The sequence below is a fragment of the Paraburkholderia eburnea genome (genome assembly GCF_002917095.1).
Lineage (GTDB): Bacteria > Pseudomonadota > Gammaproteobacteria > Burkholderiales > Burkholderiaceae > Paraburkholderia > Paraburkholderia eburnea.
Genome location: NZ_PQGA01000019.1, coordinates 95238 through 118262 on the forward strand (window position 1 = coordinate 95238; position 23025 = coordinate 118262).

Genomic DNA, 23025 nt, shown 5'->3' on the forward strand with positions numbered 1-23025 from the left:
CGATATAAAGAGCGCAGGACCGGTCCCGCGACAAGGCGTCGCGGGACCGGTCCCTGGTACATCAACTTCTACAGCAAGCCGACTATTCTACTCGATTTACTCGATGATCTTCGCGACGACGCCGGCGCCGACGGTACGGCCACCTTCGCGGATGGCGAAGCGCAGACCTTCTTCCATCGCGATCGGAGCGATCAGCTTCACCGTGATCGACACGTTGTCGCCCGGCATGACCATTTCCTTGTCCTTCGGCAGCTCGATCGAGCCCGTCACGTCCGTCGTACGGAAGTAGAACTGCGGACGGTAGTTGTTGAAGAACGGCGTGTGACGGCCGCCTTCGTCCTTGCTCAGCACGTACACTTCAGCCGTGAAGTGCGTGTGCGGCGTGATCGAACCCGGCTTGGCCAGAACCTGGCCACGCTCCACGTCTTCACGCTTCGTGCCGCGCAGCAGGATACCGACGTTGTCGCCTGCCTGACCCTGGTCGAGCAGCTTGCGGAACATTTCCACGCCCGTGCAGGTCGTCTTCACCGTCGGCTTGATACCGACGATTTCGATTTCCTCGCCGACCTTGACGATGCCGCGCTCAACGCGACCCGTCACCACCGTGCCGCGACCCGAGATCGAGAACACGTCTTCAACCGGCATCAGGAAGGCGCCGTCAACTGCACGCTCCGGCGTCGGGATGTACGTGTCGAGTGCGTCGGCCAGGTTCATGATCGCCACTTCGCCCAGCTCGCCCGTGTCGCCTTCCAGCGCCAGCTTAGCCGAACCCTTCACGATCGGCGTGTCGTCGCCCGGGAAGTCGTACTTCGACAGAAGTTCGCGCACTTCCATTTCGACCAGCTCGAGCAGCTCGGCGTCGTCGACCATGTCGCACTTGTTCAGGAAGACGATGATGTACGGAACGCCAACCTGACGTGCCAGCAGGATGTGCTCACGCGTTTGCGGCATCGGGCCGTCAGCAGCCGAGCAAACCAGGATCGCGCCGTCCATCTGTGCCGCGCCCGTGATCATGTTCTTCACATAGTCAGCGTGGCCCGGGCAGTCGACGTGTGCGTAGTGGCGGTTAGCCGTTTCGTACTCGACGTGTGCGGTGTTGATGGTAATACCGCGTGCCTTTTCTTCCGGCGCTGCATCGATCTGGTCGTATGCCTTCGCTTCGCCGCCGAACTTCTTGGTCAGAACCGTCGTGATCGCTGCCGTCAGCGTGGTCTTGCCGTGGTCAACGTGACCGATCGTGCCAACGTTCACGTGCGGCTTGGTCCGCTCGAATTTACCTTTTGCCATGTTTCTCTTCTTTCAAAAAAGTGGTGAACGACTGTGCGATGCGGACCGGGCACCTGCCCGATCCGCTGCGTGCTCAAATGAGCGCCGATGCTTACTTCGCCTTCGCGCTAATGATCGCGTCGGCCACGTTACGCGGTGCTTCTGCGTAGTGCTTGAATTCCATCGTGTACGTTGCGCGGCCTTGCGACAGCGAGCGCAGCGACGTCGAGTAGCCGAACATTTCCGACAGCGGCACTTCGGCGCGAACGATCTTGCCGCCGCCAACCATGTCTTCCATGCCCTGGACGATACCGCGACGGCCCGACAGGTCGCCCATCACGTTGCCCATGTAGTCTTCCGGCGTTTCGACTTCGACGGCCATCATCGGTTCGAGGATGACCGGCTGAGCCTTGCGCATGGCTTCCTTGAACGCCATCGAGCCGGCCATGCGGAACGCATTTTCGTTCGAGTCAACGTCGTGGTACGAACCGAACGTCAGGTGAACCTTGACGTCGACGACCGGGAAGCCCGCCAGCACGCCTGCCTTCAGCGTTTCCTGGATACCCTTGTCCACTGCCGGGATGAATTCACGCGGAATCACACCGCCCTTGATCTCATCCAGGAACTCGTAGCCCTTGCCCTGCTCGTTCGGCTCAAGCGTGATGACAGCGTGACCGAACTGGCCGCGACCGCCCGACTGCTTGACGAACTTGCCTTCGACGTCCTTCGCCGTGGAGCGGATCGTTTCGCGGTACGCAACCTGCGGCTTGCCGACGGTCGCTTCCACGTTGAATTCACGCTTCATACGGTCGACCAGAATTTCGAGGTGGAGCTCGCCCATACCCGAAATGATGGTCTGGCCCGATTCTTCGTCCGTCTGGACGCGGAACGACGGGTCTTCCTGTGCCAGGCGGTTCAGGGCGAGGCCCATCTTTTCCTGGTCAGCCTTGGTCTTCGGCTCGACGGCCTGCGAAATCACCGGTTCCGGGAAAATCATGCGTTCCAGGATGATCGGGTTCGCCGGGTCGCACAGCGTATCGCCCGTGGTCGCTTCCTTCAGGCCAACGGCTGCGGCGATGTCGCCTGCACGAACTTCCTTGATTTCTTCGCGGTTGTTCGCGTGCATCTGCAGAATACGGCCGAGGCGCTCCTTCTTGCCCTTGGTCGAGTTCAGCACCGTGTCGCCCGAGTTGACGACGCCCGAGTACGCGCGGAAGAAGATCAGCTGGCCGACGAACGGGTCGGTCATGATCTTGAACGCGAGTGCCGAGAACTTCTCGTCGTCGGCTGCACGGCGCTCTGCCTTATCGCCGTTTTCGAGTTCGCCCGTAACCGGGGGAATGTCCACCGGCGACGGCAGGAAGTCGATCACGGCGTCGAGCATACGCTGCACGCCCTTGTTCTTGAACGCGGTGCCGCACAGCATCGGCTGGATTTCGCAAGCGATGGTCCGGTCGCGGATCGCCTTGACGATTTCCGCTTCGGTCAGCTCGTCGCCGCCGAGGTACTTTTCCATCAGCTCTTCGCTGGCTTCAGCAGCCGACTCGATCATCTTTTCGCGCCATTCGTTGCACGAGTCAACGAGTTCAGCGGGGATATCGACGTAGTCGAACTTCGTGCCTTGCGAGGCTTCGTCCCAAATGATCGCCTTCATCTTGATGAGGTCGACCACGCCCGTGAACGTGTCTTCCGCGCCGATCGGCACGACGACAGGAACCGGGTTCGCCTTCAGACGCGTCTTCAGCTGGTCGTAGACCTTGAAGAAGTTCGCGCCGGTACGGTCCATCTTGTTGACGAACGCGAGGCGGGGAACCTTGTACTTGTTAGCCTGACGCCACACGGTTTCCGACTGGGGCTGAACGCCGCCCACTGCGCAGTAGACCATGCATGCGCCGTCGAGCACGCGCATCGAGCGCTCGACTTCAATCGTGAAGTCGACGTGGCCCGGGGTGTCGATGATGTTGATGCGGTGTTCGGGGTAGTTACCGCCCATGCCCTTCCAGAACGCGGTCGTAGCAGCGGAGGTAATCGTGATGCCACGCTCCTGCTCCTGCTCCATCCAGTCCATGGTCGCAGCGCCGTCGTGAACTTCACCAATCTTGTGGTTCACGCCGGTGTAAAACAGAATGCGCTCGGTCGTCGTCGTCTTGCCGGCGTCGATGTGAGCGCTAATACCGATGTTACGGTAGCGCTCGATAGGAGTCTTGCGAGCCACTTTGATCCTCTATCGGGAGGTGCGCGCCGGGGTCGATCCTGAACGGATTCGATCCCAACGCGCCTGAACACAAACGGGCGAGGCGCTTGATAAGCGCACCCGCCCGGAATTTTTTCCGTCTTTTGAGCCAACCCCAGAAGGGGTTTTCTCTTAGAAACGGAAGTGCGAGAACGCCTTGTTCGCTTCTGCCATCCGGTGAACTTCGTCGCGCTTCTTCATCGCGCCGCCACGGCCTTCGGCCGCTTCGGAGAGCTCACCTGCCAGACGCAGGGCCATCGACTTCTCGCTACGCTTCTTCGCGGCTTCACGCAGCCAACGCATCGCCAATGCCATACGACGCGAGGGGCGCACTTCGACCGGAACCTGATAGTTCGCACCACCAACGCGGCGGCTCTTCACTTCCACCACCGGCTTCACGTTGTTGAGCGCGACAGTGAACACTTCCAGCGGGTCCTTGCCACCCTTGGTCTGGATCTGTTCGAAAGCGCCGTACACGATACGCTCGGCAACCGACTTCTTGCCGGAGAGCATCAGCACGTTCATGAACTTGGCTACATCAACGTTGCCGAACTTCGGATCCGGCAACACTTCCCGCTTGGGGACTTCGCGACGACGCGGCATGTTTCTTCCTTTAACTTTTCAGTTGAAGCGTGGATAAACTCAACGCTCCGCGGCCACCAACTAACCCGATTCATCCATTACGACTTACCAGCCTGGTCGGGTGACCACTTACTCGACAGCACCGGCCAATCCGGCACCTGTCGCTTTTATCGCCAGCGCCCGAAAGCGCAGACGACGCTCGACTCTTACTTCGCAGCCTTCGCGCGCTTCGCGCCGTACTTCGAACGAGCCTGCTTACGATCCTTGACGCCCTGGGTATCCAGCGAGCCGCGAACCATGTGGTAACGCACACCCGGCAAGTCCTTCACACGGCCGCCGCGGATCAGCACAACCGAGTGTTCCTGCAGGTTGTGGCCTTCACCACCGATGTACGAAATGACTTCGAAGCCGTTCGTCAGACGAACCTTGGCGACTTTACGGAGTGCCGAGTTCGGCTTCTTCGGCGTCGTCGTGTACACACGCGTGCACACGCCGCGACGCTGCGGGCAGTCCTGCAGGGCCGGCGACTTGCTCTTCGTGACTTCCGAAGTGCGGCCTTTGCGAACCAGTTGATTGATGGTTGGCATTGTTTATTCCTGAAATTGAACAAAATCGATGCATTTATTTCCGGGCAAAGCGGAAAACCATGCATCTAAACTCCTACGAGAACTCCGGGCCCGGAAACACGCGACGAGCGCGCACATCCCAAAGACCGGAACCCAGCATGATATTCCGAAAATACCAAGCGAGTCAACGGGTTGCAGCATTTCGGACGACAGAGAAAAAAGTTGTCGATGTGGCTATTTCCTCATGTTCCTTGCTCGCCCTCACCTCTTGACCAATCCACAGAGGATGGCCCACGACAAGAATTCCCATAAAATCTTGCAAAAGTACATTTGCAAGTTTAATCTTGCAAATGTACTTTCACCCCATCAAACAATAGGAGAAAGCCTTGGAAGCTAAAGGAAAAGCAGTCGGCGCCGCAGCTCGCGCTGCGTCTCTCAGTCCCGAGCGCCGAAAGGAGATCGCCACTCGAGCTGCGGCAGCGAAGAAGGAACTCGCCTCGTTGCCGAAAGTGACGCACGGCTCTACGGACCATCCTCTGACGATTGGGGATGCTCAAATCCCCTGCTACGTCCTAGAAAATGGCATCCGGGTGCTATCTCAACGGGGGCTTCAAGCTGGTATTGGGATGTCGACCGGCGGCGGAACCGGTGGCGAGCAGCGACTGGCCGCATTTGCGCTCTCTCTCGCTGAAAAGTTCAAGGAAAACAACACGTTGTCTGCGCGCAGCGTTGCTTTAGCCGAGAGACTAAAAGACCCGATTAAATTCAATTTAGGTGGAAAAATAGCCTACGGCTATGAGGCGACTGTACTAGCCGACCTATGTGATGTCGTGTTGGGGGCCAGAGCAGAGGGGCTTCTAATGAAACAACAGGAGCATATCGGTGCGCAAGCAGAGCTTTTGGTACGTGGCTTTGCTCGCGTTGGCATCATCGCGCTCGTTGACGAGGCAACCGGATATCAAAAGGACCGCGAACGGGATGCGCTCGCCAAAATTCTAGAAGCGTTCGTAGCTAAAGAACTCCAACCGTACGTTAAGACGTTCCCACCGGATTACTACGAGCACCTCTTTCGCCTATATAAGTTGCCGTTTCCCCCAGAAGGGAACAAATCGTGGAGACCGTCATTTATCGGCAAAATCACAAACGAGGTTGTCTATTCACGCCTAGCTCCAGAATTGCTCCCCGAGCTCAAGCGGCTTGCCTCGCGCGCCGAAAGGAAAGCGCATCTCCATCGATGGCTAACGCAAGATATTGGACACCCCAAGCTTCGTGAGCACCTCTCCTCGATTGTTTCGATCCTGAAATTATCGAAAACCTCTAAGGATTTCTTTGCGAATGTCGATATCGTCCATCCACGTTACGGCTCGACACTGCCATTGAATTTTGAAGACGCAGAGAAAGAGGATAACTGACACTGGATCGTGAGTTATTTCAGTCGTCGCCGACGACTTCGACCAGCTCCTCGCCGAAGCGCTCGAGCTTGCGCGCGCCGATGCCCGCGATATCGCGCAACTCGTCCACGGACTCGGGACCGTTGCGCGCGATTTCCGCCAGCGTGGCGTCATGGAAGATCACGTAGGCGGGCACGCCCTCGCTCTTCGCGGTCTCGGTGCGCCACAGGCGCAGGCGATCCCAGCGCGCGCGCTGACGCGGGCTCATGCCCAGAGTCGGATCGGCACGCTCGCTCGTGCGGCTCGACGACGCACGCGTGCGCGTGGGCTTCACGTAGCGGCGCATCGTGACGTTCTGCTCGCCCTTGAGCACGGGCTTGCTCGCCTCCGTGAGCACGAGCGCGCCATAGCCGTCGTGATCGACGGTGAGATAGCCGAACGCCACCAGCTGCCGGAAAATCGCGCGCCATTCGGGCTCAGAAAGCGCGGCGCCGATGCCGAAGGTGGAAATTTTCTCGTGCCCGCGCTGGAGGATCTTTTCGCTGCGGTTGCCGCGCAGAATGTCGATCAGATGCCCCGCACCGAAGTTAAAGCCGCTCGCGCGCTGCGCGCGGAACACGCAGGACAGCGCCATTTGCGCCTCGCGCGTCGCGTCCCAGGTGGCGGGCGGCTCAAGACACGTATCGCAGTTGCCGCAGGGCTTGCTCTCTTCGCCGAAGTACGCGAGCAGGCGCACGCGCCGGCATGTGGCCGTCTCGCACAAGCCGAGCAGCGCATCGAGCTTGCCCGTCTGCACGCGCTTGTGCTGATCGTCGGCGTCGGATTCGTCGATCATCTTGCGCTGCTGCACCACGTCGCCCAGGCCGTAGGCCATCCACGCATTGGCCGCCAGCCCGTCGCGGCCCGCGCGGCCGGTTTCCTGGTAGTAGCCTTCCACGCTCTTGGGCAAATCCAGGTGCGCGACGAAGCGCACGTCCGGCTTGTCGATGCCCATGCCGAAGGCAATGGTCGCGCACATCACCACGCCTTCCTCGCGCTGGAACAGCTCCTGATGCTTTTGCCGCACCTCGAATTCCATGCCCGCGTGATAGGGCAGCGCGCGCACGCCCTGCCCCTTGAGCCATTCCGCAGTTTCCTCGACCTTGCGGCGCGACAGGCAATAGACCACGCCGGCGTCGGTCGTGCCGTCCGCACGCGTATGTTCCGCGCGGATGAAGTCGAGCAGCTGCGTGCGCGCATTGTCCTTTTCGACGATGCGGTAGCGGATGTTCGGCCGGTCGAAGCTGGAGACGAAGATGCGCGCGTCGTCGAGCGCGAGACGATGCACGATCTCGTCGCGCGTGATCGCGTCGGCGGTCGCCGTGAGCGCGATGCGCGGCACGTCCGGGAAGCGCTCGTGCAGGACGGAAAGCTGGATGTATTCGGGGCGGAAATCGTGCCCCCATTGCGAGACGCAGTGCGCCTCGTCGATCGCGAACAGGCCGACGCGCGAGCGTTCGAGCAGATCGAGAAAGCGCGCGGTCATCAGGCGCTCGGGCGCCACGTAGAGCAGATCGAGATCGCCCTCGCGCAGCGCGCGCTCGGTGGCCGCGGCCTCGGCGCCGCTGAGCGTGGAATTGAGATACGCGGCGCGCACGCCGACTTCGGTGAGCGCTGCCACCTGATCCTGCATCAGCGCGATCAGCGGCGAGACGACGATGCCCGCGCCGTGCCCGGCCTCGTGGCGCACGAGCGCCGGAATCTGGTAGCACAGCGATTTGCCGCCGCCGGTGGGCATGAGCACGAGCGAATCGCCGCCATTCGCGACGTGTTCGACGATCTCGCCTTGCTGCCCTCGAAAAGCAGGATAACCGAAGACTTCGTTGAGGATTTCGAGGGAGCGGGACATGAAGGCGGCGGCAGAGGGAGCGGAGACGGTGGACCGGATTTTACCAACCCGGACGCCCCCCTGAGCGCCGCGACCTCGAAGATTGGCCGTCCGGCCAGGGTAAAACAGCGAAAAAACGAAGAAGCGGTGACGCGAGCCGCGCTCAGGCCTCGCGCCGGCGCATGACCTTCAGCGCACCGATGATCGTCACGATCCCCGCGACGAACGACACCGCGACGAGCAAACCAAACGGCAACAGCACGGCGCTGCCCACCATGAACACGAGCGAGCCCAGCGTGAGCAGCAACGCGCCCATGCGTACCTTGCGCGCCAGTTGCATGATGAAGCCGATGATCAGGAACGCCCACAGGACGAGGAACGTCGCGAAGAAGTTGGCGGCCTGTTCGTTGCCGACGAAGTGCAGCAGATGCGAAAAATTGGCGATGCACGCCACCAGATTCAGGATGAGACCGATCCCGACAAACCACATGATTACCGCCTCCAGATTCAGATAAATGCCGCCTGCACGGGAGTCCGAAATGACTCGCGCAGCCGGACTTGGCGCGCTACGTTAGCACGCGACGCCGCAGCGCGCAGCGACCTCGCCCGCGCTGCGGCGCGAGGTCGCACACGCGAACCGTAAAGCAGGCGACCGGCCGCCAGCCATATACAGAACACCTAACCGATCGGCCAAATAAAAAAGCCGTCTGGCGTGAACCAGACGGCTTTTGTGACGCATCTACGATGCGAGCGCTGCAAGAAGCGGCTTGTGCCGCCTCCCGCTTTACTCGTCCGTCGTGTGCGGCTGTTCCGGCACTTCGGCGGCCGGGGTTTCCGGCGTACCGAATTCGAACGCTTCTTCCGCTGCGATCTGGTCGAAACGCTCGCGATCCGACGATTCCTTCGCACGGCGCGCCTTGTGGAAGGCGAGACCCGTACCAGCCGGAATCAGACGGCCGACGATGACGTTTTCCTTCAGGCCGCGCAGATCGTCGCGCTTGCCCATGATCGCCGCTTCGGTCAGCACGCGCGTCGTTTCCTGGAACGATGCCGCCGAGATGAACGAATCCGTCGAGAGCGATGCCTTCGTAATACCGAGCAGCACGTTCTCGTACGTTGCCGGGCGCTTGTCCTCGGCGTTCATCTTGTCGTTTTCGTCCAGCATGTCCGAACGCTCGACCTGCTCGCCCGGGATGAAGCGCGTGTCCCCGTTGTCGGTGATCTGCACACGACGCAGCATCTGACGCACGATCACTTCGATGTGCTTGTCGTTAATCTTCACGCCCTGCAGACGGTACACGTCCTGCACTTCGTCAACGATGTAACGCGACAGCGCTTCGATACCCTGCAGACGCAGGATGTCGTGCGGATCGGCCGGGCCGTCCACGATCATTTCGCCCTTGTTGACGACCTGACCATCGTGGACCAGCACCTGCTTTTCCTTCGCGATCAGGAACTCGTGCTGATTGCCTTCGAGGTCCGTGATAACGAGACGCTGCTTGCCCTTCGTGTCCTTACCGAACGACGTCGTACCCGTGACTTCCGCCAGGATACCTGCGTCCTTCGGCGAACGTGCTTCGAACAGTTCCGCCACACGCGGCAGACCACCGGTAATGTCACGCGTCTTCTGCGATTCGGTCGGGATACGTGCGAGCACTTCACCCACCTGAACCTGCTGACCGTCCTTCACGGTAATCAGTGCGCCGACCTGGAAGCCGATCTGCACCGAATGCTCCGTGCCCGGGATCTTGACTTCGTCGCCGTTCGCGTCGAGCAGCTTGACCTGCGGACGCACGCTCTTCGAAGCCTGCGAACCACGGCGCTTCACGTCGATCACGACGAGGGTCGACAGACCCGTGACATCGTCGATCTGCTTGGCAACCGTCACGCCTTCTTCGACGTTTTCGAACTTCACCGTACCACCGTACTCGGTGATGATCGGACGCGTCAGCGGATCCCACGTGGCGAGCTGCGTGCCTGCCTTGATCGCGTCGCCGTCGAGCTGCAGCAGCGTCGCGCCGTACGGCACCTTATGACGCTCGCGCTCGCGGCCGTGATCGTCGGTGATGATGGCTTCGCCCGAACGCGAAATGACGATCTGCTCGCCCTTCGCATTCGTGACGTAACGCATCGTCACCGTGAAGCGGACCGTACCGTTGCTCTTGGCTTCGACCGACGAAGCCACTGCTGCACGCGATGCCGCACCACCGATGTGGAACGTACGCATCGTGAGCTGCGTGCCCGGTTCGCCGATCGACTGTGCTGCGATCACGCCGACAGCTTCGCCGACGTTCACGCGCGAACCACGACCCAGATCGCGGCCGTAGCACGATGCGCACAGGCCGTAACGCGTTTCGCAGGTCAGCGGCGTGCGCACGCGCACTTCGTCGATGCCGAGGCTTTCGATCGTTTCGACCGCGTCTTCGTCGAGCAGGTCGCCCGAAGCGTAGATCGTTTCCTGGGTTTCAGGATTGACGACGTCCGCCACCGCCACACGGCCGAGAATACGGTCGCGCAGCGCTTCGACGACTTCACCGCCTTCCACGAGCGCCTTCATCGCGACGCCGTTCGACGTGCCGCAATCTTCCTCGACGACCACCAGATCCTGCGTGACGTCGACGAGACGACGCGTCAGGTAACCCGAGTTCGCGGTCTTCAGTGCCGTATCAGCCAGACCCTTACGTGCACCGTGGGTCGAGATGAAGTACTGCAACACGTTCAGACCTTCGCGGAAGTTCGCGGTAATCGGCGTTTCGATAATCGAGCCGTCCGGCTTCGCCATCAGGCCGCGCATACCCGCAAGCTGGCGAATCTGCGTTGCGGAACCCCGCGCGCCCGAGTCGGCCATCATGTAGATCGAGTTGAACGATTCCTGACGCGTTTCCTTGCCGTCGCGGTCGATAACCGGTTCCGTCGCGAGCTGCTCCATCATCGCCTTGCCGACCGCTTCCGACGTGTTCGACCAGATGTCGACCACGTTGTTGTAGCGTTCCTGTGCGGTGACGAGGCCCGACATGTACTGACGGTCGTATTCCTTCACCTTCTTCGCGGCTTCGCCGACGATGGTTTCTTTCTGCGGCGGCACGAGCATGTCGTCCACGCAGATCGAAATACCGGCGCGCGTGGCCAGGCGGAAACCCGACTGCATCAGCTGGTCAGCAAAGATCACCGTTTCGCGCAGACCGCACTTGCGGAATGCCGTGTTGATCAGACGCGAAATTTCCTTCTTCTTCAGCGGCTTGTTCAGCACCGAGAACGGCAGACCCGGCGGCAGGATTTCCGACAGGATCGAACGGCCGATCGTGGTCGCGTACAGCGTGATCTTCGGCACGAATGCCGGTGCGCCTTCCGACTTGTCCTCGTTGTGGACCATTTCGGTAATACGCACGTTCACGCGCGAGGCCAGCTCGACTTCCTTGTTCTCGTACGCGCGGATCGCTTCCGACACGCCCGTGAACGTCATGCCTTCGCCCTTGCCGTTGATCGCTTCACGCGTGGCGTAGTACAGGCCCAGCACGATATCCTGCGACGGCACGATCGACGGATCGCCGTTGGCCGGGAACAGGACGTTGTTCGACGCGAGCATGAGCGTGCGCGCTTCCATCTGCGCTTCGAGCGACAGCGGAACGTGAACAGCCATCTGGTCACCGTCGAAGTCGGCGTTGAACGCCGCGCAAACGAGCGGGTGCAGCTGGATAGCCTTACCTTCGATCAGCACCGGCTCGAAAGCCTGAATGCCAAGACGGTGAAGCGTCGGCGCACGGTTGAGCATGACCGGATGTTCGCGGATCACCTCTTCCAGGATGTCCCACACCACCGCCGTCTGGTTCTCGACTTCCTTCTTCGCAGCCTTGATGGTCGTCGCGACGCCCATCGTTTCCAGCTTGTTGAAGATGAACGGCTTGAACAGTTCGAGCGCCATCAGCTTCGGCAGACCGCACTGGTGAAGCTTGAGCGTCGGACCCACCACGATGACCGAACGGCCCGAGTAGTCCACGCGCTTACCCAGCAGGTTCTGACGGAAGCGGCCGCCCTTACCCTTGATCATGTCGGCGAGCGACTTCAGCGGACGCTTGTTCGCGCCCGTCATCGCCTTGCCGCGACGACCGTTGTCGAGCAGCGAGTCAACCGCTTCCTGGAGCATCCGCTTTTCGTTGCGGACGATGATCTCCGGCGCCTTCAGCTCGAGCAGACGCTTCAGACGGTTGTTACGGTTGATGACGCGGCGATACAGATCGTTCAGGTCCGAAGTCGCGAAGCGGCCACCGTCCAGCGGCACCAGCGGACGCAGTTCGGGCGGCAGCACCGGCAGCACTTCGAGCACCATCCATTCGGGCTTGATGCCCGAACGCTGGAAGGCCTCAAGCACCTTCAGGCGCTTCGCGTACTTCTTGATCTTCGCTTCCGAGCCGGTGTTCTTCAGCTCGGTGCGCAGCGTTTCGACCTGTTCGTCGATGTTGATCGCGCGCAGCAGCTCGCGCACGCCTTCCGCGCCCATTTCAGCGCGGAATTCGTCGCCGTACTCTTCGACCTTATTGTAGTAATCCTCTTCGGTCATGATCTGACGCGCCTTCAGCGGCGTCATGCCCGGTTCGATCACCACGTATGCCTCGAAATACAGCACGCGTTCGATGTCGCGCAGCGTCATGTCGAGCACCATGCCCAGACGCGACGGCAGCGACTTCAGGAACCAGATGTGCGCGACCGGCGAGGCCAGTTCGATGTGGCCCATGCGTTCGCGGCGCACCTTCGCCAGCGTGACTTCAACGCCGCACTTCTCGCAGATCACGCCACGGTGCTTCAGGCGCTTGTACTTGCCGCACAGGCACTCGTAGTCCTTGATCGGCCCGAAGATCTTCGCGCAGAACAGACCATCGCGTTCCGGCTTGAAGGTACGGTAGTTGATGGTCTCCGGCTTCTTCACTTCGCCGAACGACCACGAGCGGATCTTGTCCGGCGAGGCCAGACCGATCTTGATCGCGTCAAAAACTTCTTCTTGTTGGACTTGCTTGAATAGATCGAGCAGAGCTTTCATTGCCTTCTCTCCGTAGTCCGATTAGTTGCGGTCGAGGTCGATGTCGATACCGAGCGAGCGGATTTCCTTCACCAGCACGTTGAAGGATTCCGGCATGCCCGCATCGATCACGTGGTCGCCCTTGACGAGGTTCTCATACACCTTCGTCCGGCCCGTCACGTCATCGGACTTCACCGTCAACATTTCCTGCAGCACGTACGAAGCGCCATACGCTTCGAGCGCCCACACTTCCATTTCACCGAAGCGCTGGCCACCGAACTGCGCCTTACCACCCAGCGGCTGCTGCGTGACGAGCGAGTACGGACCCGTCGAACGCGCGTGCATCTTGTCGTCGACCAGGTGGTGCAGCTTCAGGTAGTGCATGTAGCCCACGGTCACCGTGCGCTCGAACATCTCGCCCGTGCGGCCGTCGTACAGACGAACCTGGTTCTTCGACGGCGTCATGCCGAGGTTGTGAGCGATGTCGTCCGGGAACGCCAGATCGAGCATCTTGCCCATTTCCTCTTCGGTCGCACCGTCGAACACCGGCGTCGCGAACGGCACGCCTTCACGCAGGTTGCGCGCGAGTTCGAAGATGTCTTCGTCGCTGAAGCTGTCGAGGTCTTCCTTGTGGCCCGACTCGTTGTAGATCTTCGTGAGGAACTCACGCAGTTCTGCAATCTTCGTCTGACGCGCAAGCATCTCGCCAATACGCCAGCCCAGACCCTTCGCGGCCCAGCCCAGGTGCACTTCGAGAACCTGACCCACGTTCATCCGTGACGGCACGCCCAGCGGGTTCAGCACGACGTCTGCCGGACGGCCATCGGCCATGTACGGCATGTCTTCGATCGGAACGATCTTCGACACGACACCCTTGTTACCGTGACGGCCTGCCATCTTGTCGCCAGGCTGCAGGCGGCGCTTCACGGCCAGGTACACCTTGACCATCTTCAGCACGCCCGGCGGCAGTTCGTCGCCTTGCGTGAGCTTCTTGCGCTTCTCTTCGAACGCCAGATCGAACTGGTGACGCTTTTCTTCGATCGAGTTCTTGATGGCTTCGAGCTGCGCCGCTGCTTCTTCGTCCGCGAGGCGGATGTCGAACCAGTGGTAGTGGTCGAGGTCGCTCAGGTAAGCCTGGTCGATCTTGGTACCCTTCGCGAGCTTCTTCGGACCGCCGTTCGCGACCTTGCCGTCGAGCATACGTGCGAGACGCTGGAACGCGTCGCCTTCCACGATGCGCAGCTGGTCGTTCAGGTCGAGGCGATAGCGCTTCAGTTCATCGTCGATGATCTGTTGCGCACGCTTGTCGCGCTGGATGCCTTCACGCGTGAACACCTGCACGTCGATGACCGTGCCGCTCATGCCCGAGGGCACGCGCAGCGACGTATCCTTCACGTCCGAAGCCTTCTCGCCGAAAATCGCGCGCAGCAGCTTTTCTTCCGGCGTGAGCTGGGTTTCGCCCTTCGGCGTGACCTTGCCCACCAGCACGTCGCCCGCTTCGACTTCCGCGCCGATGTACACGATGCCCGACTCGTCGAGACGGCCAAGCTGCACTTCCGCGAGGTTCGAAATGTCGCGCGTGATTTCTTCCGGTCCGAGCTTCGTGTCGCGAGCCACGACATTCAGTTCTTCGATGTGGATCGACGTGTAACGGTCGTCGGCCACCACCTTCTCCGAGATCAGGATCGAGTCTTCGAAGTTGTAGCCGTTCCACGGCATGAACGCGATCAGCATGTTCTGGCCGAGCGCAAGCTCGCCCAGATCCGTCGATGCGCCGTCAGCCAGCACGTCGCCGCGCGCAACCTTGTCGCCCATCTTCACGATCGGACGCTGGTTGATGTTCGTGTTCTGGTTCGAACGCGTGTACTTGATGAGGTTGTAGATGTCCACGCCGACTTCACCGGCGACAGCTTCATCATCGTTCACGCGAATCACGATACGGCCGGCGTCGACGTAGTCGACCACGCCGCCACGCAGCGCCTGAACCGTCGTACCCGAGTCGACCGCAACCGTGCGCTCGATACCCGTACCGACGACCGGCTTTTCCGGACGCAGGCAAGGCACGGCCTGACGCTGCATGTTCGAACCCATCAGTGCGCGGTTCGCGTCATCGTGCTCGAGGAACGGAATCAGCGAGGCTGCCACCGAAACGATCTGCGACGGCGCCACGTCCATGTACTGGATGCGGTCCGGCGTGACCATCAGCGTTTCGCCCGCTTCACGCGACGACACGAGTTCGTCGGTCAGCGTGCCGTCTTCGGCCACTGCCGCGTTCGCCTGAGCGATCACGTAACGGCCTTCTTCGATCGCCGACAGGTAGTCGATCTGGTCGGTCACCTTGCTGTCCACGACCTTGCGATACGGCGTTTCGAGGAAGCCGTATTCGTTCAGGTGCGCGTACAGAGCGAGCGAGTTGATCAGACCAATGTTCGGACCTTCCGGCGTCTCAATCGGGCACACGCGGCCGTAGTGGGTCGGGTGCACGTCACGGACTTCAAAGCCAGCGCGCTCACGCGTCAGACCACCCGGGCCAAGTGCCGATACACGGCGCTTGTGGGTAATTTCCGACAGCGGGTTGGTCTGGTCCATGAACTGCGACAACTGCGACGAACCGAAGAACTCGCGAATCGCCGACGAAATCGGCTTCGAGTTGATCAGGTCGTGCGGCATCAGGTTTTCGCTTTCGGCCTGGCCGAGGCGTTCCTTGACTGCACGTTCGACACGCACGAGACCCGCGCGGAATTGATTTTCCGCGAGTTCGCCCACGCAACGCACACGACGATTGCCCAAGTGGTCGATGTCGTCCACTTCGCCCTTGCCGTTACGCAGCTCGACGAGGATCTTGATGGTCGCGAGGATGTCGTCGTCCTGCAGCGTCATCGGGCCGACGATTTCGTCACGGCCGACGCGGCGATTGAACTTCATACGACCCACCTTCGAGAGGTCGTACGCTTCTTCGCTGTAAAACAGACGGTTGAACAGGGCCTCGACCGCTTCTTCGGTCGGCGGCTCGCCCGGACGCATCATGCGGTAGATCGCGATGCGCGCGGCCATCTTGTCGGCGGTTTCATCGATACGCAGCGTCGACGAGATGTACGGACCTTGATCCAGATCGTTCGTGTAGAGCGTCTGGATGTCCTTGATCTTCGCTTCGCGCAGCTTGTCGAGCACGCCTTCGGTGATTTCGTCGTTCGCGTTGGCGATGACTTCGCCCGTGTCGCCGTCGACGACGTTCTTCGCGAGAACGCGGCCGAGCAGATAATCTTCGGGCACCGAAATGAAGGTGGTCTTCGCGGTTTCGAGGTCGCGAATGTGCTTGGCGTTGATCCGCTTGTCCTTCTGGACAATGACCTTGCCGTCACGATCGGTGATGTCGAAACGCGCGACTTCGCCACGCAGACGCTCCGGCACGAACTCCATCTGCGCGCCTTCCGGCATCAGCGTGAAGTTATCGAACACGAAGAAGTTCGCGAGGATCTGTTCCGGCGTGAGGCCAATGGCCTTCAGCAGGATCGTGACCGGCATCTTGCGGCGACGGTCGACGCGGAAGTACAGCACGTCCTTCGGGTCGAACTCGAAATCGAGCCACGAACCGCGGTAAGGAATGATACGAGCCGAGAACAGGAGCTTGCCCGAGCTGTGCGTCTTGCCCTTGTCGTGTTCGAAGAACACGCCAGGCGAGCGGTGCAGCTGCGAGACGATGACACGTTCCGTGCCGTTGATGACGAACGAGCCAGTAGGCGTCATGAGCGGAATTTCGCCCATGTACACTTCCTGTTCCTTCACTTCCTTCACGACCGGCTTACTCGGCGATTCCTTGTCGAGCAGGACGAGACGGACTTTGGCACGCAGCGCCGAGCAGTACGTCAAACCGCGTTGCTGGCATTCCTTGATGTTGAATGCCGGCGACGACAGCATGTAGCTGACGAACTCTAGACGAGCAAAGCCGTTATGGGAAACAATAGGAAAAACAGACGTGAACGCAGCCTGCAGACCTTCCGGTTTGCGCTGCGCCGAAGCCACTTCCGTTTGCAGGAAGGTGCTGAATGATTCAAGCTGGGTTGCCAGCAGGAAAGGAACTTGGTGAACGATGGGGCGTTTCGCGAAACTCTTGCGAATACGCTTCTTCTCGGTGAAGGAATATTGCATACGATCTCCGAATCACGGCGGGTAGGACGACCCGAGTGTTCACCGACTGAGACCCGATGGCTGCGCGAGCCCTGGAAGCTTGGTGGTTGGCCTCTACCAACCGCTGGCTGACGGCAGCGGATACCGGCTTGTCATAACTTGCCCGCTGCCCGACCAAACTTGCCTTCTGCAGTCGCTTCAGAAGACAAAGAGAAGCGTCGTGCGCGTGGGTGAGCTTCGTACATACACCCGGCGTAAGACGTTTTTCTTTGGCTTCTGGGTCCCGCATCCCGCCTCCGACGTCGGCAAAATTGCCGAAAAATCGAACACAAAAAACGCAGAACCCACAAAGCACAAAAAGGCCGGCGGTGTAAAAACCGCCAGCCTTCGCACAACGCGCTGAAACTTACTTGATTTCAGCCTTCGCGCCGGCTTCTTCCAGCTTCTTCTTCGCTTCTTCAGCAGCAGCCTTGGGCACCGCTTCCTTCACGGGCTTCGGTGCGCCGTCGACCAGGTCCTTCGCTTCCTTCAGGCCGAGACCCGTCAGTTCACGAACGGCCTTAATGACCGAAACCTTGTTCGCGCCTGCTTCGAGCAGGTTGACCGTGAATTCGGTCTGCTCTTCAACAGCAGCAGCTGCTGCGCCTGCCGGGCCAGCGACTGCCACAGCAGCTGCCGACACGCCAAACTTCTCTTCGAATGCCTTGACCAGTTCGTTCAGTTCGAGAACCGACATCGAGCCAACGGCTTCGAGGATGTCTTCTTTTGCGATTGCCATTTGAAATTACTCCAGATTTGAATTCGGAAACAGCTAGCGATCTTCGCTCGCTCTTGCTTGTTCGTCTGCCTGAAATCAGGCAGCTTCTGCTTGCTTCTTCTCCGCCAGCGCGGCGAGAGCACGCGCGAAGCCGGAAACAGGAGCTTGCATAACGAACAGCAGCTTCGAGAGCAGTTCTTCGCGGCTCGGGATGTTGGCCAGCGCTTGCACGCCTGCCACGTCCATCACCTTGCCTTCGTAGGAACCAGCCTTGATGACCAACTTGTCATTGCTCTTTGCGAAGTCGTTGACGACCTTCGCAGCAGCAATGGCATCTTCCGAGATGCCGTAGATCAGGGGGCCAGTCATCTGCTCTGCCAGCGGAGCAAACGGGGTACCTTCGACAGCGCGACGCGCCAGCGTGTTCTTCAACACGCGCAGGTACACCTGCTGCTCACGCGCTTTCGCGCGCAGCTTGGTCAGATCGCCAACCGCGATTCCACGATACTCGGCCAGCACCATGGTCTGAGCCTTCGCGACTTGCGCGGAGACTTCAGCCACGACGGCCTGCTTACCTTCTTTGTTCAGTGGCACGGTTAACCTCCAGATTCGACACCCAACGCTATCGCGCCAGATGCCGCGTTCAACAACGGCGACCGACCAGTCCGGAGTAAATCAGTTTGCATCGTCAGGCGTTTCCGCCCGCTTTGCTCACATCAACACTTCAAAACCTTTTCGGGTTCGCCATCTGCGTTGGCTTTGCATTAAGGAAGCACCTGACTGCTGCACTTCCGCCAACGGTCTTTGACAACCGGTTGCGCGATGCGGTACTTGCCACCGCGCAACCGCCCAAAGCCCTTTAAATCCGCGCTGTGATCCGACCCAACTTCGTTTCAGACCTCAACGCGGCAAAACTGTTGCGACGCTTATTGCAGCAATCAGGCTGCCAGCGACGACTGGTCGACGCGAACGCCAACGCCCATCGTGCTCGAAACAGCGATCTTGCGCAGGTACACGCCCTTGCTCGTTGCCGGCTTGGCCTTGGTCAGCGCTTCGAGGAGCGCGTCCAGGTTGCTGCGCAGAGCGGTAGCCTCGAACGATGCACGGCCGATGGTCGCGTGGATGATACCAGCCTTGTCGACACGGAATTGCACCTGACCAGCCTTCGCGTTCTTGACCGCGGTCGCCACGTCCGGCGTCACGGTGCCGACCTTCGGGTTCGGCATCAGGCCGCGCGGGCCGAGGATCTGACCGAGCGTACCGACGACGCGCATCGTGTCCGGCGAAGCGATCACGATGTCGAAGTTCAGGTTGCCGCCCTTGATCTGTTCAGCCAGGTCTTCCATGCCGACGATTTCCGCGCCAGCTGCCTTAGCTTGTTCAGCCTTCTCGCCCTGTGCGAACACAGCGACGCGAACCGACTTGCCCGTACCTGCCGGCAGAACGACCGAACCACGAACGACCTGGTCCGACTTCTTCGCATCGATGCCGAGCTGGACTGCGACGTCGATCGACTCGTTGAACTTCGCCGTAGCGCATTCCTTCACGAGCGACAGAGCGTCAGCGATCGGGTATTGCTTCTGACGGTCAATCTTGGCAGCCAGTGCCTTTTGACGCTTCGAAACCTTAGCCATTTACACGCCCTCCACGACGATGCCCATCGAGCGGGCGCTACCAGCGATCGTGCGGACCGCTGCATCCATATCGGCTGCCGTGAGGTCCGGCATCTTGGTCTTGGCGATTTCTTCGGCTTGCGCGCGCGTGATCGTGGCAACCTTGTCCGTGTGCGGCTTGGCCGAGCCCTTGTCGACCTTGGCGGCCTTCTTGATCAGGACCGTAGCCGGCGGCGTCTTCAGGACGAACGTGAAGCTCTTGTCCGCGAATGCCGTGATGACGACCGGAATCGGCAGACCCGGTTCCAGCGCTTGAGTCTGCGCGTTGAACGCCTTGCAGAACTCCATGATGTTCAGGCCGCGCTGGCCCAGTGCCGGACCGACCGGCGGCGACGGGTTGGCTTTACCTGCAGGAATCTGCAGCTTGATAAAGCCAATGATTTTCTTTGCCATGTTGAAAACCTCATTGGAACGCGTGAGCGTTCAGGTGAGTGGTAGCGCGTGCTCGCACAATCTTCGCTGTACCAACATTTTTACAGCCGATTGAGCTACTGACGCTCCTCTACGGCCATAACGCGGACCGTAAGCGCGGAAAAACGGACCGCACCCGAAGATGCGATCCGTAGTATTCGATTTACAGCTTTTCGACCTGGCCGAATTCGAGTTCGACTGGTGTGGCGCGACCAAAAATGGTGACAGAGACCCGGACGCGCGATTTTTCGTAGTTGACTTCTTCGACGCTGCCGTTGAAGTCCGTGAACGGACCTTCCTTCACGCGGACCATCTCGCCGACTTCGAACAGGGTCTTGGGGCGCGGCTTCTCAACGCCTTCCTGCATCTGCGACATGATCTTTTCGACTTCGCGCGGCGAAATCGGACTCGGGCGATTACGTGCCCCGCCGACGAAACCGGTCACCTTTGCCGTGTTCTTCACGAGGTGCCACGTTTCGTCCGTCATTTCCATCTCGACCAGGACGTAGCCCGGGAAGAAACGACGTTCGGTCACCGATTTGTGACCACCCTTCACCTCGACCACTTCTTCAGTCGGAACGAGGATCTGGCCAAACTTGTCCTGCATGCCGGCACGATCGATGCGCTCCTGAAGCGCACGTTGCACGCTCTTCTCCATCCCGGAGTAGGCGTGCACCACATACCAACGTTTTCCGCTCGGGGATGCCGGTGTATCGCTCATATCATTTCCAACCCAGAATCGCCGAGAAAATCACCCATTCGATGGATTTGTCACAAACCCAGAGAATGATGGCCATTACCAGCACAAAACCGAAGACCACCAGCGTCGTTTGCGTAGCCTCTTTGCGAGTCGGCCAGACGACCTTGCGAACTTCTTTGTACGAGTCTTTGGCAAACGCGATGAAGCTCTTGCCGGGCGCCGAAAGAAGACCGACTACCACCCCCGCGACGACGCCAACTACAAGCGCCGCCCCGCGGACATACCATTCCTGGCTACCGAGCCAGTAGAACCCTACGAACCCGGCCACAACCAACAATACGCCCACCACAAGCATCAGCTTGTCGCTGGAAGTATTAACAGTTTCGACGGAAGGATTCGCCATAACACCTTAAAGAACAACGCGCCGAAGGCGCGGGAAGTTGGCAGGGGCAGAGGGAATCGAACCCCCAACCTTCGGTTTTGGAGACCGACGCTCTGCCAGTTGAGCTATACCCCTAAACCATTTTGGGGTGGTGGTTACACCACCCCGAAACCACTTAGTCGATCAACGAGACTGGCAAAAACTTACTCGATGATCTTCGCGACGACGCCGGCGCCGACGGTACGGCCACCTTCGCGGATGGCGAAGCGCAGACCTTCTTCCATCGCGATCGGAGCGATCAGCTTCACCGTGATCGACACGTTGTCGCCCGGCATGACCATTTCCTTGTCCTTCGGCAGCTCGATCGAGCCCGTCACGTCCGTCGTACGGAAGTAGAACTGCGGACGGTAGTTGTTGAAGAACGGCGTGTGACGGCCGCCTTCGTCCTTGCTCAGCACGTACACTTCAGCCGTGAAGTGCGTGTGCGGCGTGATCGAACCCGGCTTGGCCAGAACCTGGCCGCGCTCCACGTCTTCACGCTTCGTGCCGCGCAGCAGGATACCGACGTTGTCGCCTGCCTGACCCTGGTCGAGCAGCTTGCGGAACATTTCCACGCCCGTGCAGGTCGTCTTCACCGTCGGCTTGATACCGACGATTTCGATTTCCTCGCCGACCTTGACGATGCCGCGCTCAACGCGACCCGTCACCACCGTGCCGCGACCCGAGATCGAGAACACGTCTTCAACCGGCATCAGGAAGGCGCCGTCAACTGCACGCTCCGGCGTCGGGATGTACGTGTCGAGTGCGTCGGCCAGGTTCATGATCGCCACTTCGCCCAGCTCGCCCGTGTCGCCTTCCAGCGCCAGCTTAGCCGAACCCTTCACGATCGGCGTGTCGTCGCCCGGGAAGTCGTACTTCGACAGAAGTTCGCGCACTTCCATTTCGACCAGCTCGAGCAGCTCGGCGTCGTCGACCATGTCGCACTTGTTCAGGAAGACGATGATGTACGGAACGCCAACCTGACGTGCCAGCAGGATGTGCTCACGCGTTTGCGGCATCGGGCCGTCAGCAGCCGAGCAAACCAGGATCGCGCCGTCCATCTGTGCCGCGCCCGTGATCATGTTCTTCACATAGTCAGCGTGGCCCGGGCAGTCGACGTGTGCGTAGTGGCGGTTAGCCGTTTCGTACTCGACGTGTGCGGTGTTGATGGTAATACCGCGTGCCTTTTCTTCCGGCGCTGCATCGATCTGGTCGTATGCCTTCGCTTCGCCGCCGAACTTCTTGGTCAGAACCGTCGTGATCGCTGCCGTCAGCGTGGTCTTGCCGTGGTCAACGTGACCGATCGTGCCCACGTTCACGTGCGGCTTGGTCCGCTCAAACTTACCCTTGGCCATTTTCGACTCCTAAGAGGATTTTTCCGTACGTTGCGCGGGGCGCGCAAACAATCACTAGCTGCACCGCCTGCCTGATGCGAGGCCTCTGGAGGCCCGCTAAAACCGGCTGGTGCCCATGGGCAGGATCGAACTGCCGACCTCTCCCTTACCAAGGGAGTGCTCTACCACTGAGCCACATGGGCATTTACTTCTGCACTTGCTTGCTGCAACTGCGTCTTGTAGCTGGAGCGGGTGAAGGGAATCGAACCCTCGTCGTAAGCTTGGAAGGCTTCTGCTCTACCATTGAGCTACACCCGCGAAGTTTTTCCGACTACCGCCGATTCCCGACACTTAACTTCAGCTGAATTCTGGTGGAGGAGGTTGGATTCGAACCAACGTAGGCGTAAGCCAACAGATTTACAGTCTGCCCCCTTTAGCCACTCGGGCACCCCTCCGTAGAGAACTGATGATTATGGTGTAACATCCGAACCGTGTCAAGCACTTTATTCGGCGTCGAACCACAACGCTCTCACTTATAGGGAGAGCGAAAAGCAAAAACCCCGGCTTTTTAGGGCCGGGGTTTCGCAATAAGGAGCCTGACGATTACCTACTTTCACACGGGCAATCCGCACTATCATCGGCGTGGAGTTGTTTCACGGTCCTGTTCGGGATGGGAAGGGGT

The 23025-nt window shown here is 60.0% G+C and carries 16 protein-coding genes, 4 tRNA genes and 1 rRNA gene; 1 reads left to right on the forward strand and 20 read right to left on the reverse strand.

The genetic code is table 11. From position 1 onward, the window contains the following. Window positions 1-96 precede the first annotated feature (96 nt). The 4 genes from tuf (B0G62_RS25455) to rpsL all read right to left on the reverse strand — a co-directional run bounded on the left by tuf (B0G62_RS25455) (window position 97) and on the right by rpsL (window position 4668). On the reverse strand, window positions 97-1287 hold the full coding sequence (gene tuf / locus B0G62_RS25455) for an elongation factor Tu (protein WP_017333531.1): 1191 nt from the start codon (window positions 1285-1287) through the stop codon (window positions 97-99). Window positions 1288-1378: 91 nt separating this feature from the next. After that, the gene (gene fusA, locus B0G62_RS25460) at window positions 1379-3481 is read right to left on the reverse strand and encodes an elongation factor G (protein WP_103706964.1); all 2103 of its coding nucleotides are present in this window, start codon (window positions 3479-3481) and stop codon (window positions 1379-1381) included. Between the two features lie 150 nt (window positions 3482-3631). Beyond that, entirely contained in the window at window positions 3632-4102 is a 471-nt protein-coding gene (gene rpsG, locus B0G62_RS25465) for a 30S ribosomal protein S7 (protein WP_006053291.1), read from the reverse strand. A 185-nt stretch (window positions 4103-4287) separates the two neighbouring features. Continuing rightward, complete coding sequence (rpsL, locus tag B0G62_RS25470) at window positions 4288-4668, reverse strand: 30S ribosomal protein S12 (RefSeq protein ID WP_027821136.1); 381 nt, start codon at window positions 4666-4668, stop codon at window positions 4288-4290. 365 nt (window positions 4669-5033) lie between these two features. Here rpsL and B0G62_RS25475 point away from each other — a divergent pair, with 365 nt between their 5' ends. Further along, a complete protein-coding gene (locus tag B0G62_RS25475; protein WP_103706965.1) occupies window positions 5034-6059 on the forward strand; it encodes a P63C domain-containing protein in 1026 nt (341 codons plus the stop codon). Between the two features lie 19 nt (window positions 6060-6078). Here the strand turns inward: B0G62_RS25475 and recQ are convergent, their stop codons facing one another. From recQ to rrf, 16 genes are all read right to left on the reverse strand, one after another. Further along, a complete protein-coding gene (recQ, locus tag B0G62_RS25480) occupies window positions 6079-7926 on the reverse strand; it encodes a DNA helicase RecQ (protein WP_103706966.1) in 1848 nt (615 codons plus the stop codon). A gap of 142 nt (window positions 7927-8068) precedes the next feature. Further along, a complete protein-coding gene (locus B0G62_RS25485; RefSeq protein WP_103706967.1) occupies window positions 8069-8395 on the reverse strand; it encodes a hypothetical protein in 327 nt (108 codons plus the stop codon). Between the two features lie 294 nt (window positions 8396-8689). Beyond that, on the reverse strand, window positions 8690-12940 hold the full coding sequence (rpoC, locus tag B0G62_RS25490; RefSeq protein ID WP_103706968.1) for a DNA-directed RNA polymerase subunit beta': 4251 nt from the start codon (window positions 12938-12940) through the stop codon (window positions 8690-8692). 21 nt (window positions 12941-12961) lie between these two features. After that, window positions 12962-17068 (reverse strand): DNA-directed RNA polymerase subunit beta, encoded by a 4107-nt coding sequence (rpoB, locus tag B0G62_RS25495; protein ID WP_103706969.1) that lies wholly within the window; start codon window positions 17066-17068, stop codon window positions 12962-12964. 385 nt (window positions 17069-17453) lie between these two features. Further along, entirely contained in the window at window positions 17454-17825 is a 372-nt protein-coding gene (rplL, locus tag B0G62_RS25500) for a 50S ribosomal protein L7/L12 (protein WP_103706970.1), read from the reverse strand. A gap of 75 nt (window positions 17826-17900) precedes the next feature. Continuing rightward, window positions 17901-18398 (reverse strand): 50S ribosomal protein L10, encoded by a 498-nt coding sequence (rplJ, locus tag B0G62_RS25505; protein WP_035534644.1) that lies wholly within the window; start codon window positions 18396-18398, stop codon window positions 17901-17903. Window positions 18399-18742: 344 nt separating this feature from the next. Continuing rightward, window positions 18743-19438, reverse strand: coding sequence for a 50S ribosomal protein L1 (rplA, locus tag B0G62_RS25510; protein WP_103706971.1), 696 nt, complete (start codon window positions 19436-19438; stop codon window positions 18743-18745). Then, the gene (gene rplK / locus B0G62_RS25515) at window positions 19439-19870 is read right to left on the reverse strand and encodes a 50S ribosomal protein L11 (RefSeq protein ID WP_074987833.1); all 432 of its coding nucleotides are present in this window, start codon (window positions 19868-19870) and stop codon (window positions 19439-19441) included. Window positions 19871-20051: 181 nt separating this feature from the next. Then, window positions 20052-20609, reverse strand: coding sequence for a transcription termination/antitermination protein NusG (gene nusG, locus B0G62_RS25520; protein WP_027821101.1), 558 nt, complete (start codon window positions 20607-20609; stop codon window positions 20052-20054). A 1-nt stretch (window position 20610) separates the two neighbouring features. Beyond that, the gene (gene secE / locus B0G62_RS25525) at window positions 20611-20991 is read right to left on the reverse strand and encodes a preprotein translocase subunit SecE (protein ID WP_103706972.1); all 381 of its coding nucleotides are present in this window, start codon (window positions 20989-20991) and stop codon (window positions 20611-20613) included. A 38-nt stretch (window positions 20992-21029) separates the two neighbouring features. Then, a tRNA-Trp gene (locus B0G62_RS25530) sits at window positions 21030-21105 on the reverse strand. A 68-nt stretch (window positions 21106-21173) separates the two neighbouring features. Next, the gene (tuf, locus tag B0G62_RS25535) at window positions 21174-22364 is read right to left on the reverse strand and encodes an elongation factor Tu (RefSeq protein ID WP_017333531.1); all 1191 of its coding nucleotides are present in this window, start codon (window positions 22362-22364) and stop codon (window positions 21174-21176) included. Window positions 22365-22471: 107 nt separating this feature from the next. Beyond that, a tRNA-Thr gene (locus B0G62_RS25540) sits at window positions 22472-22546 on the reverse strand. Window positions 22547-22587: 41 nt separating this feature from the next. After that, window positions 22588-22661: transfer RNA gene (locus B0G62_RS25545), tRNA-Gly, on the reverse strand. A gap of 51 nt (window positions 22662-22712) precedes the next feature. Then, window positions 22713-22798: transfer RNA gene (locus B0G62_RS25550), tRNA-Tyr, on the reverse strand. Between the two features lie 139 nt (window positions 22799-22937). Continuing rightward, a 5S ribosomal RNA gene (rrf, locus tag B0G62_RS32750) occupies window positions 22938-23025 on the reverse strand; the annotation flags it as partial.